Annotated in this window: 11 protein-coding genes; 9 read left to right on the top strand and 2 right to left on the bottom strand. The window is 58.7% G+C overall.

What is annotated here, in order from left to right; translation table 11 throughout:
* Nucleotides 1-138: 138 nt before the first annotated feature.
* Entirely contained in the window at nucleotides 139-453 is a 315-nt protein-coding gene (locus CA85_RS08890; protein WP_246112625.1) for a lipopolysaccharide assembly protein LapA domain-containing protein, read from the bottom strand.
* A 119-nt stretch (nucleotides 454-572) separates the two neighbouring features.
* On the opposite strand from CA85_RS08890, the gene CA85_RS08895 reads away from it, so the two are divergent.
* Entirely contained in the window at nucleotides 573-1,901 is a 1,329-nt protein-coding gene (locus tag CA85_RS08895; RefSeq protein ID WP_146391008.1) for a cell division inhibitor SulA, read from the top strand.
* Nucleotides 1,849-3,672 carry a DNA polymerase Y family protein gene (locus CA85_RS08900; protein WP_246112626.1) on the top strand — a complete coding sequence of 608 codons (1,824 nt, stop codon included), beginning with the start codon at nucleotides 1,849-1,851 and terminating at the stop codon, nucleotides 3,670-3,672. Before CA85_RS08895 ends, CA85_RS08900 begins: the two co-directional genes overlap by 53 nt.
* 7 nt (nucleotides 3,673-3,679) lie before the next feature.
* Here the strand turns inward: CA85_RS08900 and CA85_RS08905 are convergent, their stop codons facing one another.
* Entirely contained in the window at nucleotides 3,680-5,671 is a 1,992-nt protein-coding gene (locus CA85_RS08905; RefSeq protein WP_146391009.1) for an ABC transporter ATP-binding protein, read from the bottom strand.
* Nucleotides 5,672-6,206: 535 nt separating this feature from the next.
* Between CA85_RS08905 and CA85_RS08910 the strand changes: the two genes are divergently transcribed.
* From CA85_RS08910 to CA85_RS08940, 7 genes are all read left to right on the top strand, one after another.
* Complete coding sequence (locus tag CA85_RS08910) at nucleotides 6,207-7,838, top strand: OprO/OprP family phosphate-selective porin (protein WP_246112627.1); 1,632 nt, start codon at nucleotides 6,207-6,209, stop codon at nucleotides 7,836-7,838.
* Between the two features lie 52 nt (nucleotides 7,839-7,890).
* Nucleotides 7,891-8,481, top strand: coding sequence for a hypothetical protein (locus CA85_RS08915; RefSeq protein ID WP_146391010.1), 591 nt, complete (start codon nucleotides 7,891-7,893; stop codon nucleotides 8,479-8,481).
* A 26-nt stretch (nucleotides 8,482-8,507) separates the two neighbouring features.
* Nucleotides 8,508-10,730: a cation:dicarboxylate symporter family transporter gene (locus tag CA85_RS08920; protein WP_146391011.1), complete on the top strand. Its 2,223-nt coding sequence runs from the start codon at nucleotides 8,508-8,510 to the stop codon at nucleotides 10,728-10,730.
* Between the two features lie 364 nt (nucleotides 10,731-11,094).
* Entirely contained in the window at nucleotides 11,095-12,414 is a 1,320-nt protein-coding gene (locus tag CA85_RS08925; protein WP_146391012.1) for a DUF1501 domain-containing protein, read from the top strand.
* A 49-nt stretch (nucleotides 12,415-12,463) separates the two neighbouring features.
* The gene (locus CA85_RS08930) at nucleotides 12,464-14,971 is read left to right on the top strand and encodes a PPC domain-containing protein (RefSeq protein ID WP_146391013.1); all 2,508 of its coding nucleotides are present in this window, start codon (nucleotides 12,464-12,466) and stop codon (nucleotides 14,969-14,971) included.
* A gap of 101 nt (nucleotides 14,972-15,072) precedes the next feature.
* The gene (locus CA85_RS08935; protein WP_146391419.1) at nucleotides 15,073-17,535 is read left to right on the top strand and encodes a DUF1549 and DUF1553 domain-containing protein; all 2,463 of its coding nucleotides are present in this window, start codon (nucleotides 15,073-15,075) and stop codon (nucleotides 17,533-17,535) included.
* 11 nt (nucleotides 17,536-17,546) lie between these two features.
* Entirely contained in the window at nucleotides 17,547-19,556 is a 2,010-nt protein-coding gene (locus CA85_RS08940; protein WP_146391014.1) for a c-type cytochrome domain-containing protein, read from the top strand.
* Nucleotides 19,557-19,614: the final 58 nt, after the last annotated feature.

Below are 19,614 nucleotides of genomic sequence, written 5' to 3' on the forward strand. Positions count from 1 at the left end.
CGAGTTCATGCTGGTGTTGGCGCAGTTGGGCGGCTACTTGAACAAAACAGGGCAAGGACCGCCCGGTTCCACCGTAATCTGGCGTGGACTGCGGCGACTGCAGGCGTACCGCGAAGCCTATATTGCATTCGGAACGGGCTAAAAAAAGATGTGTAGGATAAAGAGGGCGTCAGTCCCTGGCGTTTTGCGAGGGGGCAGGTCCTTGGGAGCCGTTTTCTTCGCTTGCGTTTTGACTCGCGTTTTTCCTTTCACCCGGCGGTGACGCCGCCACATCGTGCAAATCGCCCCCAAGATAAAGCTGACTCCCGAAGTCCCCAATAACAACAGCGTCAGCGGATAGCGGCCATTGAAAAATAGGATTTTGACGTCCACCTGGTCTTGGTTTTGGAACGCCACCACGATCACGGCGAGGACCGCGACCAAAAACAGGAAATAGCGGATTTTTTGCATCATGACAGAATAGAATCGGATTCAAAAAAAGATTTGCTAGCAAATGACTTTGCCAGCATAATGACAGGGAATCATCCGGCACACCGGACCCTCCACTCCAAGGTAGCTGGGACGCACACGCCATGGCCGTATCGAAAACGCTTTCACCCCCCGCACGAAAATCGTTCGCCCAGCAAACGTTCGCGTTTTGGCAGCCGGCTGAGGATACGCCTGTGGCAAAGGGTGCGTCCGTTGCAGAGGGTGCACCCGCTGCGAAGGTACGCGGTGCTAAGGTAACAAGCCCACGACACAGGGCCACACCCCCCCAGGAAGCAAAGCCGCTCCAGCGAGAGACGGCTTCGACCCGCCGCGTCTCGTCGCCGGTCGCCCCGTCAGTGATTCCCGCTGAACCGCCGCCGACGGAAACTCCGCCGACGGAAACTTTGCCGACTCAGTCCCTGCCTGTGCAGCGCAGTGCCTTGATGGCCGAACTGCGAGGCCGAGCTGCGGCGATTGCGTCCAACCCGGCGTTGGATTCCGCCGCCCGGTTTTCCACGGGGGCACAGGCTTTGGACGCTTGTTTGCCCGGCGGCGGTTTGAAACGCGGGGGGCTCTGCGAATGGGTCGCCGGGCACGACGCCAGCGGAGCGTCGACGCTCGCCATGCTAGCGGCTGCCGAGACGATGATCGACCGACACTCCCCGGCTGCTGGCGAGGCTACCGGCGGCGGCTCGAAGCAGACCGGGGTTCCGCACCGCGGTCCAATCATTGTTGTCGATCCCAACGGAACGTTTCATGCCGCCACTGCGATTGCCTGTGGGATCTCGCCCCAGCGGATGGTGGTTTGCCGTCCGAGTAGCCGGCGGGAGAGTGTGTGGGCGATCGATCAAGCCTTGAGGTGTTCCTCGGTAGCGGCGGTATGGTCCGCGTTGCCTTGGAGTTTGGATGACCGCGATGCTCGGCGGTTGCAATTAGCGGCCGAGCAAGGACGCACGCCAGGGCTGTTTGTATTGCCATCCTCAGCCCGCGCCCGTCCCTCTTTCGCCGCCGTCCGCTGGCACGTGCGAGCAGTTCCTGTCGACGCCTCGCGGCTATCGGCTGATCAACGTGTTGCCGCCGGCTTACCGCTGCGTCCGCCGCTGGACCTGCGGATTCTCTGCGTTCAGCTCGATCGTGCCCGCAATCTGGATCACGCCGAAGGTCCGCTGCAACCACAGGCTGCCATTTCAGGATCCATGCAGCGAAAAATATTCTTAGCTGTCGCCCCGGATGCCCGTCTGCACTCACTCACGCCAGCTGCGGTGGCAGATCTGCAGCGGCGATCACTTCCCACAATCCACACTTCTGCGGAGCATCGCCATGAAGCGGTTGCTGTGCCTTTGGCTGCCCGATTGGCCAATCCAGCGTCGACGCATGCCCGTGCCCCCCTCGAAGCAGCAACGCGACGCTCGGGAACCAGCCGAGCCGGTTGAACTCGAGCGTCCCGTTATCCTCTGGCATACCGATCCACGGCGTGGACGCGTCGTCGCTGCGCTCTGTCCGCTGGCGTCTCGGGCAGGCGTTCGCCCTGGGATGTCGATTGCCCAGGCAACCGATCTGGCAACGATGGCCCGAGCCTTCATCGAACCCTATGACCGCGATGCGGACTGCCGGGCTCTCCAGTCGCTTGCTTTGGAACTACAAACCCATCTCAGCCCCCAAACGGCAGTGGAAACGCTCCAGCGGTACAAGTGGGCGGGCCGATTTCGACACGACCCAGAATCCATTTTGTCCGAGATCCAAGGGGTCACCCATCTCTTTGAAGATTCCCACGAATCGACTCAGGCAGATCACCGGCGCGCCGCTGGTACCGATCGGACGGGGGAATTGGGGTTACTCGCTGCCGCTGCTAAAATTCTCAATCGGCATCAACTGCGCGGACGCTTAGCGATCGCCGACACGATCGGTGCAGCCTGGGCGTTGGCAAACCATGCGGTTTCCGAAACCGGCCCGTCGCATCGGCCACGGAAAAATCCCCATCAATTCTTCCTCGCACCACCCGGCGGCACCGAGGCGGCCCTGGAGACGCTGCCCTGTGCGGCGCTGCGTTTGCCCCCTCTTACCGTCGCCACACTCGATCGACTGGGGATCACCACGATTGGCAATTTGATGCGACTGCCCCGCGAGGGAATCGCTACCCGTCTCGGTTCCGATCTGTGCGCTCGGATCGCCGAGGCCATCGGGGAGATCGAAGAACCCCTGATTGCCATTACCCCGCAGTGCGAGCACGCTGCGACGCTCGAGCTTGAATACCCTACCGACGCCATCGACTTGCTCGCCGATCGACTCTCACGGCTGATCGGTCAAGCCACTGAGGGGCTCCATCAGTTGCACCGGGGTGTCTTGCGGATGACCTGTCGATTGGAATTGCAAGAACATCCACCGATGGTTTTTCAAGCGGGGTTGTTTGCACCGACTCTCGATCAATCGCATCTGACAACATTGATGCTCGGGGCGATGCCGTCGGATCGTCTGGGGTCGCTGGTCACCCGGATCAGTGTCGGTGTGACTCAGCACGCGGCTTTGTCGAGTCACCAGCCATCGATATTTGGTCCGGACTTTGCCGCGACTTCACGCGACGACTGGACTGGGCAAACCGAGGCGGCTCGGTTGATCGATGCACTCGCGGGACGGCTCGGCGAAGACTCGGTGCGGGGCGTTCGTGTCAGTGACGATCCTTTGCCTGAGAATGCTATCGTGGAGTTCCCGATGACGGCGCATCGCATGAATCGGGAGATTCGAAAAGCGGAGCGAGCTGCCCGCGGCCCCACGCCGCGGCAGCGGACGACGGCGCGGCAGCGAGCGGCGAAAGCGGCCGAGCAGGTTGACGCCTCGCCGCACTCCACTCGCCAACGCCGCGGTGGCTTCGGGGACGCCCCGCAGAGGACCGATCTGGGCCGACGCCCCATCGAACTGCTGGCCGAACCGCTTCCCATCACTCCAATTGCCGATCTCCCATCGGGTCCGGGCGGCGGGTTTCCAGACCGGTTTCGTATCCAGGGCCGTGTGCGGTGTGTTGAACAACACTGGGGGCCCGAACGCATCGAAACCCGCTGGTGGAGCGGGCCTCTGATCCGCCGCGATTACTTCCGCATCGAACTCGAGGATGGCACCCGGCTATGGATTTACTACCGCCTCGGCGATGACACAGCCACAGAACCGGAGGGTGAAAAATGTTGGTTCTTGCACGGGCGGTTTGCCTGACACCGTGCTAGGCAGCGTCGGCGAGATCGCTTCCGTAAAGATTGCGATAGAACCCGTTGCTCGCCATCAATTGGTCGTGTGTGCCCACGTCGGCAACGAGGCCCTGGTCCAGAACCGCGACACGGTCAGCCATCGCCAGGGTGCTGGCGCGGTGCGTGACCATGATCCCCGTCCGCCCCTGCAAGAAATTCTCGAGGGCACGATGGATCAGCATTTCGCTCTCGATATCGATTTGGCTGGTGGCCTCATCGAGGATCAAAATGTCGGGGTTTCGCAGGAACGCGCGGGCCAAGGCAATCCGCTGCATCTGACCGCCGGACAACCGCACGCCGGAGCTGCCGAGTTGGGTTTCGTAGCCGTGGGGGGTCTTTCGGAGAATAAAGTCATCGGCAAAGGCGAGTTTGGCAGCGCGGACGACCGCATGCCGATCCGCACTCGGGCTGCCATAGCGGATATTGTTCTCGATCGTATCGTCGAACAGCACGGTGCGCTGGGTGACCAAGGCGATCCGCCGCCGCAGGTCTCGTGTCGCCATTTGATCAATCGAGCAATCATCCAGGCAGAGGCGTCCCTCGAGCGGGTCGTCGAAACGGCACAGCAGACTGATCAGGGTGCTCTTGCCGCATCCGTTGGGGCCGACGAGGGCGATTGTTTCGCCGTGCGGGATCGTCAGATCGATGCCCCGTAGCACCTGCGGACCGGAGGGGTACTGGAAGTGCACGTTCTCCATCCGGATTTCGCGATGTGGTCGTGGTGTTTTGATGGCGACGGCGGGCTCGGTGACACGGACGGGAGCATCGATGATTTCGTAGATGCGAGAGGACGCCACGATCCCGCGCTGCAACGCACTCCATACATCGGTGAGTTTCCTCGCCGGGTCCGATGCCCCGATCAAGAACGCGAAGAACAGTAGCATTTTGGAACTGTCCAATGGTCGCTCGGTCATCCGCATACCGAGTAGGTGTGTTTCTTGGTTGATCGTCAGATAGCCGCCGGCAATGATCGCCATGCCGACCATGATCAACCCCAGCAACTCGCTCGTGCTCCGGGCCATGGAGTTGTAGAATGCGACTTTCATTGACCGGCGGAAATATCCATCGACGTGAGAGCGAAATCGGGCTCGTTCGTGGGCTTGTGTGTTGAAGGATCGTACAACACGAATGCCATTGAAGGCATCGTTGAGCATCCCGTAGAGCCCACTCATTTCCTCCATCACCCGGCGGCTGGCACGCCGAATCGCGCGGCTGAGTCGCTGCATCACGATCGCGACAAGTGGAGAGATCACCAGCACTAACAACAGCAACCGGGGGCAGACCGCACAGGCGCCGAACAAGCACACGGCCATCTTCAGCGGCTCGCGGATGACGCGGCCAATCAGCGTGCTCAATCCAATTCCGACATGGGATACGTCATTGGTCAGCCGGCTGGTGAGATTGGCTGAGCCGTTCTCGCCGAAGTGATCCAAGTCCAAATGGAGCGATTTGCGGAAGAATTTCTCGCGGAGTTCCATCACCGTGCCCTCGGCGATGTACTGTACCAGGATCAAGTTGATCGTCAGGGCGACCAGTTTGATCGCGGTGCAAGCGATCAGAAACGCGACGACGAGTAGCAATGTGTTGAATGGTCCCGGCGGCGCCCAGCGGACGACCAGCGGTTCGGCCCAGTGCAACCAGTCCGACGAGTGGGCGGCCGCTTTTCGGCGAAAACTCAACTTCGCTTTCTCCGCTTGCTGGTCCTCCCGGACCGCTCCGGAGGCCGCGGTGGCATCAATCTGGGCGATCCTGTCGTCGATTTCACGCAGTTCTTCGTCCGTCGCTTCGACTTGCTGGTGGACGTAGGATGCCAGATCCTCGCCTGCAAAGACGACTTCGGTGATCGGATAGAGCACGCCGATATTGCCCCCCCACATTGCCGCAATGATCAACGATGTCGCAACGACCCCGAGAAACGAGAGGCGTCGGCGGCTAGCGAGCTTCAAAACTCGGCGGAAGGACTTCATGGCGCGCGGGAACGAGACAATGGGGAGGTGCAGGGAGCAGACATCATCATCCTTTCATATCAGGTGCCGCCGGGAGGACGCCAGTCTGATCGGGATGGACTTTGAGCTATGAGCAGTCCATCGTCACCTCGACGAGAGCGAATCAAATGGAATTGTCCCGATTCTCGTCCCGTCGCGACGCCAGCCCCGCCGTCAGCCACGGCAGAACGCTGGGATCCGGCCCGGAGAGCGGCGATTGGGGCACAAACGCGAGCGGCTCTCGCCAGCATGGGAGGCTGGTTCGATTGTCCGGGTGGTAGCGGGTGGGCTGCCCCTACAGGAAATCCCAGACATTCTGCTCGTACAACCTTAATAAACGTTGAAATCACGATTCTGAGACCCTTGCGCGCCCCGCTGGGGTCGATCGTTGTGGAGGGGGAAGAACTCCTGCCGAACGTTCCTTCACATGAACTACACGAGCATTGCGACCACCACAGCATCCAAGGATGGATGCGTTGTAGTCCTCGTTGAACTATTCACGGACGATCTTGATTCCATGTTGAGCTTATCTCTTGGGTGTTCCCGACACGCCAGACTGGCGATGGCATTGCTGGCATGCTTGGGTGGCAATCGAGCGTTCGCCGATGAGAATGGCTTGCCCGAACCCGTGCCGGGGCTATTCGGACCTCGTTTTCACGCGGCGATGCTCGAGACCCGACCTTCGACCTCGGTGGTCCTCAACGAGCCGATCGAAGCCGAGGATCCGGACGCCGATTCTGCCGAGTCCGGGTTGGTCGAGTCGGACGCGCATTCTCAGTCAAGTGACGTGATGCTCTCGCAGGATGACATGGTGCCCTCGGAGGAATATGAAAAACTGCTCGAGCGAGTGGGGGACCTCGAGTCATCCTGGCAGAAACATCAGGAGAAGCTCGAGGAGGAATCCGTTGCCAAGAAAAAAAAGCCGACGATGAAAATCAACGGCCGGGTCCACCTAGACAACTGGAACTTCTTAGACAGTGATCCGGGGGTCAACTATCTCGAATCGGGCAACCCAGCGGTCAACCCTCAGGACCGTTGGGATTTCCGCAGACTCCGCCTGTCCTTCAGCGGCGAAGTGCCGCACAACATGTTGTATCGCATTCAGGTTGACTTCAATAATCCCAATTCGCCGGAGTTAAAGGATGCCTACCTGGGGTGGAACAATTTGCCTAACAACCAAACGCTGCTGTTGGGAAATCAAAAGCGGCCGATCGGGTTGGACCACCTCAACAGCAGCCGTCACAACCTGTTCATCGAGCGACCGCTGGCGGTCGAAGCATTCAACGAGGACGCTCGTCGTCTCGGCCTCTGCATGTACGGTTTTACCGATGATGAGATGATCAATTGGCGTTACGGGGCGTTCTTGCTGGAGAACATCAGCAATGACGGGCGGTATCGCGGTGACTCCACTGAGGCCGGATTGTACGGCCGCTTAGCGGCCAGCCCCTGGTATGACGAGACGAGTGGTGGTCGAGGCTATTGGCACTGTGCCGTTGCCGGGTCGGCCAACCACACTGATGGTGATGGAACGATCGATACCGACAGTAATCACAACGAAGCCCGTTTCCGGACCCGCCCAGAGGCTCGTAGTAGCTCGCGTTGGTGGGACACGGGACGCATCCTCGGGGCGGAGGGATATCAGCAGCTCGCCTTTGAGTCGATGTTGAACATCGGCGCGTTTCAGTTGACCGGGGAATACATCAACACGTGGATGCAACGCGATCCGCTGGGCGGTTTCAATGGCAGCGGGCTGCACTTTCACGGCGGGTATCTTTTCGCCAACTATTTTCTGACCGGAGAACATGTGCCGCTGGATCGTGTCTCGGGAACGATTGATCGGGTGAAGCCCTTTGAGAACTTCTTCTTGGTCGAACGGTTGAGTGGTGGCCGGGGGAACGGTTGGGGGGCGCTCTCGATGGGGCTTCGCGGCGACTACCTCGATCTCTCGGATTCAGATATCCGCGGTGGCCAAGGTTATACCGTTACGGCGGGCATGAATTGGTACTGGACGGCCTATTCCAAAGTGCAGATGAATTACATCGCAGGGTCCATCGAGGATGCCGGCCAAGGCCAAGCCGCTGGCCCATTGCCAGCGGGTGTCGGCGGTGACTTCACCATCCTCGGTTTCCGATACATGATCGACTTCTAGGCTCGATCATTCCTTCATTGCGACCCAACATTTCCATCAAGATAGGTTAACGATGTTCATTCCAATAACGCTCCAACGTGTCCTGGTGATCGCCGCCGCAGTCCTGCTGGCGACTCCTGGTCCGGCCGTCGCCGGGTCCGGGAAATTGCTCGATCAGACCGGCTGCGTCTGTTGTCCTGTATGTGACCATGTCTGCAAGCTCGATGCCAAGCAGGTGGACGAAGAGCGGTCGGGGTTCGAGGTGGAGTCCAAGGTGATCTGCATCCCCCGCGTCGTATTCCCCTGGCAAGTCGGTCATAAGCCGGCCTGGTCATCCTGTGAAGACTGTGATGGCCAAGGCTGCACCACCTGCTCGCACAACGGGGCAAGGCTGCGACGAGTCTGTGTTCTGAAATCGGAGAAGTACAAGTGCCCTGTCTGCCAATACAGTTGGTCGGCTGAGAAGAACGTTCCCCGCGGTTGTGGTGCCGATTGCTGTGACCAAAACGGCTGCTGTGAGTTCGACGCCACCCCTGACAGCCCTGCGGGCACAACGCTGCCGGCGCCCGCTCCTTGGAATTCGGCCAATACGATACGAACCGCGAAACGATCGCTCGGTTTTTCTGACTACTATCAGCAGCCAGACAGCAGCTCGAAACGCTGAAGAATCACCGATCCAACGGAACCCGTATGCCCCGCAAGCGACCCGCCCACGACACCGACCCTCCCGTCTCGCTGGAGCCGCGCTGGTGGACGCGTTGGAGTTTGTCGGCACAGATCCTGCTAGGGCTGCTGTTAGGTGTCTCGGCGGGCTTGTTTTTTGGCGAGATGTGTGGGCCGCTATCGATTGTGGGCGACGCGTTCGTCGGGCTGTTGCAGATGACCGTGCTGCCCTACATCGTCGTGTCACTCGTGGCCAGCCTCGGGCGATTGTCTTTAGGGAACAGCCAGCGTTTGGTGAAAATCGGTGGCGCGGTCCTGGTGGTGCTCTGGGCAATCACGCTGGGCGTGGTCGCGATCCTGCCCAGTGTGTTTCCTGACTGGCGATCGGGATCCTTCTTCAGTACCGCGATGATCGAGACGCCAGCAGAGGTCGGTCTGGTATCGTACTTCATACCTGCGAACATTTTCTCTGCCCTGGCTGCCAATCATGTCCCAGCGATCGTGCTCTTTAGCCTCTGCGTGGGGCTAACTCTCTCGAAGGTCCCCCAGCGAGAAAAACTTCTCGATTTGCTCGATATTTGCGCAGCGGCGTTGATTCGCATCAGCAGTTTGGTGACACGTTTAGCCCCCATCGGCATTTTCGCCATTGCCGCGAGTACGGCGGGGACGTTGTCGCTCAACGAGGTCAGCCGATTGCAGGTTTATCTGGTGGCCTACACGGGAGGTGCGGTGTTCATGACCTTCCTCGTCATGCCACTGTTGGTCTCCACGCTGACGCCGTTTTCCTATCGGGATGTCATGCATGTGGTGAAGGAACCTATGCTGACGGCGTTCGCGACGGGCAAGCTGATGATTGTTTTGCCCATGTTGATCGACAACACAGAACGATTGCTCCGTCACCACCCAATCGACAATGGTTCTGGGCAGTCGCCGCCCTCGAGTGCTCTGTATGGCGTCGCCTATGCGTTTCCTCACGTCGGGAAGCTGCTGAGCCTCCTGTTCATCTTCTTCGCTGCGTGGTTTGTGGGAACGCCTATTAAAGCGAGCGCGTATCCCAGCCTTTTAAGCAGCGGACTGTTCGCATATTTCGGCGGTCCCATCGTGGCGATCCCCTACCTGTTGGACCGCATGCATTTGCCGCATGACATGTTCCAGCTCTTCTTGGTCTCCGGGGTCTACGGTGAGCGAGTGGGTGACGCTGTCGGTGCGATGCATCTGTGTACGCTAAGCCTGCTATCGATCGCGGGTCTGAATCACGCGATCCAGTTCCAGCCACTGCGTTTGGGTAAGGGTGCCTTGGCGGTGGCGGTCTCGGGAATCTTGATCCTGTTCGCCACGGGCGCAGCGCTGAAGCATTTCGTTGCAGCTGCCGAAGATCGCGCGGACATGCTTGGTCGCATTCAATTGCTTGAGAGACCTGTCGAGAATGTTGTCATTGGAGATCCTGGGCCCAATCCAGAGCCACTTTTGCCCAATGAATCTCTGTTGGAGCGTATCCAACGGCGTGGGGTCCTGCGCGTTGGATACAACGAAGATAAAGTACCGTTTGCCTTTTTCAACATGCGTCATCAACTCGTTGGGTACGACATCAACATGGCGCATTCGCTTGCACGGGATCTAGGTGTGACCCTGGAGTTCGTTCGCTTTCACCGGCCCACCCTTCCGGATCAACTCGCCGCGGATCATTTCGATATCGTGATGTCCGGTCTGGTGGGAACCTTTCAGCGTGCCCAGACCATGCAGCATTCCAAGAGCTATTTGGATGTCAATCTGGCGTTCGCCGTCGCGGACTATCGATCCCAAGAAATAAGCAGTTTGAAGGCAGTCCGAGCCCTCCGCGGTTTTCGGATCGGTGTGGTTGATCTGAGCCGCGATTTTGCTGATCGCGTCCAGGCGACAATCCCCAACGCAACGTTGGTCGAAGTGAAACGCTATCGAGATTTCTTCACCGCCAAGGATGAATCCATCGACGCGTTGCTGATTAGCGCCGAGAGTGGCTCCGCATTCACGCTGATGTATCCCCACTATGAAGTCGTGATCCCCGAGGGGCTGAAGGTTCAGCTGCCACTGTTTTATGGCATCGCCCATCAGGACACCGAGATGCGGGAGTTACTCGATCACTGGATCACACTGCGGCAACGCGATGGGACGGCCAAGGAGTACTACGACCACTGGGTGCTCGGTAAAACGCCCACAGAGCACCAGCCCCGGTGGTCGATTATCCGTGACGTGCTGCACTGGATCGACTGAGCGATATCGAATTCGTTGGGTTTCGTGGGTTCGTGCTTTTTGAAATCCCACGTTTGACAATCGCCCGTGACCTGCTACGATAATCCGGTATCGGTATAATGCAGCGATCGTACGGGTCGCAAGGAGATGCCGGCCCCACCCCCCATTTCCGGTTCAGGTTCGCTGTTGTGCGAGTCTGGCCCGCCCCACCTCCCAATCATTTGTTTCTCGCCTACGCAAAGAGCTGCTCGCCAGCGACAGGCGGGCGTCCCGACAAATCCCACCTCGCGTTTCAGTCGAAAATTCATAGCAGCGGTCCTTGGTGTTCGCTGGGCAGTTTTCGCTGGAAACTTCACTTCACGCTCTTTCTGAGGAGCCGACAGCCATGTTGTGTCAAGGAAACCCATTGACCCAGTCAGGTCAATTTGGACGCCGCGGTTTTTTAATGGCCGGTGCGGCCGGAGGCCTGGGATTGTCGCTGCCTGATTTGCTGATGAGGCAAGCTGCAGCGGAGATGAAGCAGTATGACTTCATCAAGGCCCGCGCCAAAAGCGTGATTCACATTTTCCTGCCGGGCGGTTTGGCTCAGCAGGAGTCGTTTGACCCGAAGCCCTATAGCCCGCTGGAATACCGGGGGGAGTTGGGGACAACGAAAACGAATACGGGCGAAGTGTTCTGTAATTCGATACCCAAGTTGGCTCAGCACGCAGATAAGTATTGCGTGATTCGCAGTATGACGCACGGCGAGGCGGCCCATGAGCGGGGTACGCACAATATGTTCACTGGCTACAAGCCGAGCCCGGCGTTGCAGTATCCCTGTTTCGGGTCGGTGGTCAGCCATGAGTATGGCCCGCGAAACAACATGCCCGCTTATATCTGCATCCCTAACGTGCCCAACGAATTTGCTGGGACTGGATATTTGCCCAGTAGCTACGGTGGTTTTGCGCTCGGCGCCGATCCGGCCCGTGACAATTTCCAAGTGCGTGATTTGAATCTCGCTGGCGGCGTCGATGCGGAGCGTTTTGCTCGCCGCAAGGAGGCTCTCGAGCGGATTAATCAGCGGTTTGTCTCGTCGACGACGGCCGACAACGTCGGTGCCATGAATACGTTCTACGAGCGGGCCTATGATCTGCTCGATACGCCGTCCGCCAAAGAAGCCTTCGATCTCTCGAAGGAAGATGACAAGATGCGTGACCGCTACGGTCGCAATCAAGCCGGGGCGCGGATGCTGATGGCTCGGCGATTGGTGGAAGCTGGGTCGCGCTTGGTCACGCTGACCTATGGCGGCTGGGATATGCATACCAATATCACTAGCGGCATCAAGAACTCGATGCCGGCGCTCGATCAAGGTCTCTCGGTGCTGCTCGAGGATCTCACGGAGCGAGGCATGCTCGACGAGACCCTCGTGATGGTCACCAGTGAGTTCGGGCGTACGCCGAAGATCAACAACGACGCCGGTCGCGATCACTGGCCGAAGGTGTTCAGTGTGATGCTGGCCGGGGGCGGAATCAAAGGCGGCATGATTCATGGTGCCTCCGATGCCACTGCAACGGAACCGGAGATTGATCCGGTGTCTCCCGCTGATTTGGCATCGACGATGTACCACCTGCTGGGCATCGTCTCGGATAAAGAGCTGATGGCTCCCGGTGGCCGGCCTATCGAAATCGTTGATGGCGGCAAGCTGATCAAGGACATCATTAGCTAGCTTCTTTCCGCCGGACACCCCGCCACACTTTCCACACAGGCCATTTGTCATGCGTCGATCTTCTGTTCTGCACCGCTGCTCGGACCGCTGGGCGCGGCGAGTCACTGCGATTGCTTTCATTGCTTTGTGGGCTGTCGCGGTTCCCGCTGACGCAGCGTTTCCCGTCGTGACCTACCATCAGCCGCTCGGTGTGACCCGCGGTGGCGAGGCCACGGTGGTGCTCAAGGGCGCGCGTCTCACCGATGCGAGTGGCGTGTTGTTCGATCAGCCCGGGGTAGAGGTTGTCGAGGTGAAGCCCGTCGACGACAAGTCCGTTGAGCTCACCGTCAAAACCGAAGCCGGTTTGGCGCCCGGTCGATATTCCTTTCGCTTGGTCACCAGCAGCGGTGTGAGCAATCTTCGTTTCCTCAGTGTCGGTGCGATGCCGATCGTCGAAGAGGTCGAGCCAAATAACGACTTTAGTGATCCTCAAGACATTGAAATGGACCGTACGGTCGAAGGTAACGTTGACCGCGAAGACGTGGATTGTTTTCGGGTCTCCTTGAAGGCGGGCCAGAAGCTGACGGTCGAGATTGAGGGTATTCGCCAGCGATCGGACCTTCGCAACCGCGACATCCTCGATCCCTACATCGCGATCCTCAATGACCAGCGTTTCGAAGTTGCCGTCAGCGACGATTCGATGCTGTTGCAGCAAGACGGCGTCTGTTCGTTCACCCCAGAAGAAGATGGTCAGTACACGGTGCTGGTGCGGGATAGCTCGTTCTTAGGGCAACGCGACGTCTGCCGATATCGCTTGCATGTGGGATCATTCCCCCGGCCCACCACGGTGATTCCATCGGGCGGTGTTCAAGGCGACGTTCTGCAGGCGAAGTTGATCGACATCGACGGGACGGTTACCGACGCGTCGCTGCAGTTGCCTACCGACCTCATCGATCCGGCAAACAAGTCCGCGACACCGACGCAGCCCTACTCGGTGGTCACGGAGGATGAGTCCGGCGTTTCGCCGTCGCCGAACTGGATCCGTGTGGGCAATCTGCCCATTGTGAACGAGACCGAGCCCAATAATGACCATCGCAAAGCGCCTGTCTGTTCTGTGCCCGCGTTGCTGTGCGGTGTTATTGACGAGCCCGGTGATTTCGATTGCTTTGCATTTGATTGCAAAAAGGGTGAGCAGTTTCGTGTCCGACTGTATGCCCGCGAGACTCTGCGTTCACCGCTCGACGGTGTGATGAATGTGTTCGATGCCAATGGGAAGTCACTTAAAAGCAGTGACGATAGTGGCGGTAAGCCCGATGGGGTCTTTGACTTCACCGCCGCAAGCGACTCCCAGCACACGATCCGAATCTACGATCACCTTCGGGGCGGCAGTCCTCTGCATAACTATCTAATCGAAGTCAGCCACCTCGAACCCAGTTTTCAGCTCGGCCTGAAGGAGCTTCGTCGCGACGAAGCGATGGTGGTGCCCGTCCCTGTTGGCGGTCATGGTGCGATGGTCATCCAGGCTAAGCGAAACCGATTCAATGAGGAGTTTGAGTTGGCACTCGACGGCTTGCCTGCAGGGGTGACCGCTCAAACATATCCGATGCCAGCCGGCCGGGTGGAGATTCCTGTCGTGCTCAGCGCCGCTACCGATGCGAAGTTGATCGGTTCGTTCTTCGACGTCCGCGGCAAGGGAAAGCTGGGCGACGGTGAGCTCACTTCCAACCTCGAGCAGTACCACAAGATTGTACTCGGTCAAAATCGACGTCCGATGTTGGATCATACGACTTCTCAAGCCGCGATGGCTGTCTGTGAAGCGATGCCGTTCTCGGTCGAGTTGGTTCAACCCAAGACCCCTATCCTTCGTCGCGGTTCGAAGGAACTCGTGGTTCGGATCAAGCGAGATGAAGGATTTGAAGGTGCGGTCTCTTTCAAAACTCTTTACAACCCGCCGGGCGTGGGCGTCAATAATAGTCGCAAGATCGATAAGGGAGCGAACGAGACGAGTATCCCGATCACTGCCAATAGCAACGCCGCCTTGGGGTCCTGGCCGATGATCATGCAGGTCAGTTACGGCACGAAATTGGGTACGCAAACAGTCGCGACCGCACCCATCATGTTAGATGTCGAGGATGCTGTGTTTGATTATTCCTTTCCGCGGGCTGCCGCTGAGACGGGCCAGGAAATGGACCTCGCTGTCACGTTGGAAAAGACCCGAGATATTGCCGGGGAAATCGAAGTTCAGCTGGTAGGGCTTCCCAACGGAGTCACCTGTGATGCCCCGGTGCAGAAAGCGAGCTTGGAAAGCACGTCAGTCATATTCCCGTTGACCATCGCTGCGGACGCCAAGACCGGCAAGCACAAAACGCTCAATGTGCAGACCCGCATCCGCCGTGACGGGGAGACCATGATCCAGACCGATGGGACGGGGGAAATTCGGATTGACAAACCGATTGTCAAGAAAGAACCCACTGCTCAGCCAGAGAAGAAGGCGGAGCCCGCTGCCCCGCCAGCCAAGAAACCGGAAAAGCCGCTTAGCCGACTCGAACAGCTTCGCCTTGAAAAGGAATCCTCATGATCCGATCTCATCATCTCCTTGCCGAGCCAGTCCCCGGTCGCCTCTCGCGAACGCCAGTCGTGACCGCTGCTCATCGGGCAGGTTCGCTGGCAACGTGGGGCATGCTGTATGTGGTCGCCATCGGTGCCTGCATCCTTGCTTCGCACGCGGCGGACGCCGCATCTCCGGACGCGCCCGTTGCCCATCCAGACCCACTCAAGTCGGTGGCGTTGGATGTCTACCCCGAGGCGATTTCACTGAATTCCGGCGATGATTTCCAGACGATTGTGGCCGTTCTAAGGCGTGATGATGGGGTGACGCTCGACGTCACTGATCAAGTCCGCTGGTCGCTCAAAGACGCGTCGCTGGCAGAGATTGACGGGCACACTCTGCGTCCTCTCGCCGATGGCAAAACCGTCTTGGCGGGGCACTACGAGGACGCACTCGTAGAAGTCGAAGTCAGTGTAGAGAATGCTGCGACCCATCCACCGGTGAGTTTCGCTAAAGACGTGATGCCAGTCCTGACGCGGTCGGGATGCAATACCGGGTCCTGCCATGGAGCGGCTCGGGGCAAGGATGGTTTTGGCTTGAGTCTGTTCGGATTCGATCCGCAGGGCGACTATCAACGCATCACCCGTGAGATCGGGGTGCGGCGAATCAATCTAGCGGTTCCCTCCGAGAGCTTGCTGCTCAAGAAAGCCACCGGTGCGGTACCGCACACCGGAGGCAAGTTGTTCGATACGCAGAGCGACTACTACGCGACACTGCTGAAGTGGTTGCAGGCAGGGGCTGTCAATGACAAGAAGGATTCACCGCCACCAGCTGTTAGTTCGGTCGCGATCTTTCCACCGCAAGCCGTGCTCGAGGGTGACGCAGCGACGCAGCGGATGGTAGCCGTCGCGACTTACGCCGACGGGACCACACGTGACCTCAGCCGACTCGCAGCTTTTTCGACAAACAACGCTCCCGTTGCCTCGATCGAGCAGGACGGCGTCGTCACCGCCGGGGCTCGCGGCGAGGCGTTCGTGATGGCGCGTTTTGATACGCACACCGTCGGTAGCCAAATTCTCACCCTGCCGGCCGATCTGAAGTACACGCCGCCTGAACCCCAGCCAGGAAACTACGTCGATGAACTCGTCGACAAGAAACTGCAGCAACTTCGGCTCGTTCCCAGTGGACCATGCACCGACGATGAGTTTATTCGGCGGGTGACCATCGACATCACAGGGTTGCTGCCCACCGAGGAGGAAACTCTGCGTTTTACTAGTGATCCAGCGCCGGACAAACGCGAGGCACTTGTTGATCAACTGCTCGAGAAGAAAGAGTTCAGTGAGATCTGGGCATTGAAGTTTGCGCAGCTGCTGATGATCAAGAGCAGCAACGTCGTCAGTAAAAAGTCAGCTCTGCTGTATGCCAGTTGGTTGACGGATCAGTTCGCCCGCAACGTACCCATCAATGAGATGGTGCACGATATTCTCACGAGCACCGGGGGGACTTTCGGCGAACCCGCAACGAATTTTTACGAAATCGAACGCGACACGCTGAAGACCTCGGAGAACGTGGCGCAGGTTTTCATGGGCATTCGAACGCAGTGTACTCAATGCCACAATCATCCGTTCGATCGCTGGACGATGGACGACTACTACGGCTTCGCCGCGTTCTTCGCACAGGTTGGTCGCAAACAGGCGGAGGACTATCGCGAAAAGATCGTCTACAACCGCTTTAGCGGCGAAACCAAACATCCTGTTACCAACCAAACGGTGGCGCCGAAGTTCCTCGGTGGTTCCACGCCCGAAACCAAAGGCAAGGATCGACGCGAGGTGCTGGCCGATTGGTTAGTTTCCACGGAGAACCCGTACTTTGCCTCCAGCATCGCCAACCGGGTGTGGGCCCATTACATGGGTGTCGGCATCATCGCTCCTGTTGACGATATTCGCGTCAGCAATCCAGCGACGAACCCGGAGTTGCTCGACCGACTCGGCGAGAAGTTGGTTGAGTACAACTATGACTTCCGGAAGCTGGTGCGTGATATTTGTCTCAGTCGTGCGTACTCGCGCAGTAGTCACGCTAATGAATCCAATGCTCACGACACCCGCAACTACGCTCACGCGGTGATCCGCCGCGTCCCTGCCGAGAGTCTTCTCGATTGTCTCTGCCAAGTCACGCAGTCGCCCGAGAAGTTCAGCGGTCTGCCACTGGGCAGTCGAGCTGTTCAAATTGCCGATGGAGCCGTCTCGAATTACTTCTTGACGACCTTTGGGCGTTCACCGCGTACGACGGTCTGTGACGCCGAAGCGAGCACATCGCCCTCGTTGTCGCAGGCACTGCATCTGCTCAACGGACAATCCGTCCACAGCAAGATCGTCCGCAGCAAGGTGATCCAGAAGTGGCTCGAGGAAGAGAAGCTCAGTCACGACGAAGTTCTCGACCGGATCTATCTGCGATCACTCAGTCGACTGCCCGACGATTCCGAGCGGGAAGCCACTCAAGAGATGCTCGCCGCTGAAGGCGCCAATGCCACGCAAGTGTTGGAGGACGTTTTCTGGGCGGTGCTCAACGGCCGTGAGTTTGTTTTCAATCACTAAGATTATCCACCATGAAATTCTCTCGATTTTTGACATCTGGCGCGCTAGGTCTCACGTTTCTCGCGGCTCCGGTCGCGTTGGCTGCACCGGCTGACGAGGCGGCGAAGAAGGTCACCTTCGACGACGACGTGAAGCCGATTTTTCGGCAGCATTGTTTGACCTGTCATAACCAGAGCGATAAACGCGGCGGCTTGGCGATCGACTCCTATGGGGCGCTGCTCGAAGGCGGCGGCAGTGGCGAAGTCGTCTGGGACGATGGTGACATCGATGCCAGCCGATTGTGGCAGCTCGTCAATCACGATGACACGCCGGCCATGCCGCCCGATCAACCGAAGATCCCTGCCAAACAGCTCGCGACGTTGAAGGCTTGGATCGCAGGTGGCATCCTGGAGAATTCTGGTAGCAAGGCGAAAAAGAAAAAGAAGAACTCGCTCGCCTTTGTCGCTCCATCGAGCGGGAAACCAGAGGGCCCGCCCCCCATGCCAACGACGTTGCCGCAGAAAGTGCCGGTCGTGAGTGACCGCGCGGCAGCCGTGACCGCTATCGGTGTCAGTCCGTGGGCGCCTCTGATCGCTGTCGCCGGCCAAAAACAAATCTCGCTATACCATGGCGAAACTGCGGAACTGCTTGGCGTCTTACCCTTCGAAGAGGGGATTGCTCAGTCACTGCGATTCAGTCGCGATGGTCGTTTTTTGATCGCTGGCGGTGGTGAGCACAGTGTGCTCGGGATCGCGGCTGTCTACGACATCGAAAATGGTTCGCGCGTCGCCACCGTGGGCGATGAGCTCGATGTCGTGTTTGATGCGGATTGCAACGACAATATGTCGAAGATCGCCCTGGGCGGACCGCAGAAGATGCTGCGAATCTTTGATGCGACTGACGGCACCTTGCTGTTCGATTTGAAGAAGCACACCGACTGGATCTATGCGGTCGCTTTCAGCCCGGATGGGGTGCTTGTCGCCTCGGCGGATCGCGCAGGTGGATTGGTCGTTTGGGAGGCTGCGACCGGACGGCAGTTCCTCGACCTGACCGACCACAAAGGTGCGGTCAACTCGATCTCGTGGCGAGACGATTCCAATGTGCTCGCCAGTGCGAGCGATGATGGCACGGTGAAGCTATGGGACATGATCCAGGGCAAGGCGGTGAAGTCGATCAATGTGGGCGGTGGACCCGTCAACGCCGTTCGCTTCGACCACAAGGGACAGTTGGTGACGGCATCACGAGATCATCGCGTTCGCCTGTTCGATGCGTCGGGTAACAAGATCAAAGAGTTCCCCGCCATGAGCGAAGCGGTCTTGGAAGCGGCAATCACCCACGACTCTAGCCGTGTGGTATATGGCGATTGGACCGGCAAGGTGCAACTGACCACGATCGCCGATCCGCCGGTCCCCACTCCGTTGGCCGCAAATCCCCCGCCGGCGGCTGAGCGTCTCAAGGCCGTTGAGGCTACGCTCGCGTCGATTCAGACTAAGCTCAAACCACTTGCGGCGGCCCAGCAGGCCGCGAAGGCCAAGTTCGACGCCGCCGAGAAACAGTTCAAAGACGCTCAGGCTGCTCAAGCCGCTGCCATTGCGGCGGTTATGCAAAGCGAAGAAAAAGAGGCTTCCCTTCGCCAGCAGTCCAAACAGACTCGTGAAAAGCTTCCCGCTATGGTCACGAAATCACGGGATCAACACGATGCCGTTATCGCCGCTCGCCTCGGGCTCGGTGAATCCTCCGACGCGGCTCAGATGGAAGCCGTTGCTAACGTGGAAGCCCAGCTCGCAGCGCAGTTGTCGGAAGTCGCAGAAACTCGCCGTGCAGTGATCGAGTTGACTAAGCAAGCCGATGCGGAGAAGGTGGCCAGCGGCGATCTTATCGCCAAAATCAAGCCTGCCGAAGAAATGGCTTTGCAGAAACGCGACGCGCTCCTCGACGCGCAGAACGAGCATCGCCAAGCCAAACTGGCTCACGACGCCGTTGCTGCCCAGATGAGTGAGCAGGATCGGAAGAAAGAAGCACTCGCGGAGGCCGTGCAATAGTTGTGGGTCGCTCTGCCGATTCAAAGCGAGTACACGACTCAACCAGCTGAAACGAGTG

It is taken from the genome of Allorhodopirellula solitaria (assembly GCF_007859855.1).
Lineage (GTDB): Bacteria > Planctomycetota > Planctomycetia > Pirellulales > Pirellulaceae > Rhodopirellula > Rhodopirellula solitaria.

What these genes read in the sequence shown, in the direction of transcription:
- CA85_RS08890 (WP_246112625.1), bottom strand. Translation starts at nt 453, where the DNA reads ATGATGCAAAAAATCCGCTATTTCCTGTTTTTGGTCGCGGTCCTCGCC.
- CA85_RS08895 (WP_146391008.1), top strand. Translation starts at nt 573, where the DNA reads ATGGCCGTATCGAAAACGCTTTCACCCCCCGCACGAAAATCGTTCGCC.
- CA85_RS08905 (WP_146391009.1), bottom strand. Translation starts at nt 5,671, where the DNA reads ATGAAGTCCTTCCGCCGAGTTTTGAAGCTCGCTAGCCGCCGACGCCTC.
- CA85_RS08910 (WP_246112627.1), top strand. Translation starts at nt 6,207, where the DNA reads ATGTTGAGCTTATCTCTTGGGTGTTCCCGACACGCCAGACTGGCGATG.
- CA85_RS08915 (WP_146391010.1), top strand. Translation starts at nt 7,891, where the DNA reads ATGTTCATTCCAATAACGCTCCAACGTGTCCTGGTGATCGCCGCCGCA.
- CA85_RS08920 (WP_146391011.1), top strand. Translation starts at nt 8,508, where the DNA reads ATGCCCCGCAAGCGACCCGCCCACGACACCGACCCTCCCGTCTCGCTG.
- CA85_RS08925 (WP_146391012.1), top strand. Translation starts at nt 11,095, where the DNA reads ATGTTGTGTCAAGGAAACCCATTGACCCAGTCAGGTCAATTTGGACGC.
- CA85_RS08930 (WP_146391013.1), top strand. Translation starts at nt 12,464, where the DNA reads ATGCGTCGATCTTCTGTTCTGCACCGCTGCTCGGACCGCTGGGCGCGG.
- CA85_RS08935 (WP_146391419.1), top strand. Translation starts at nt 15,073, where the DNA reads ATGCTGTATGTGGTCGCCATCGGTGCCTGCATCCTTGCTTCGCACGCG.
- CA85_RS08940 (WP_146391014.1), top strand. Translation starts at nt 17,547, where the DNA reads ATGAAATTCTCTCGATTTTTGACATCTGGCGCGCTAGGTCTCACGTTT.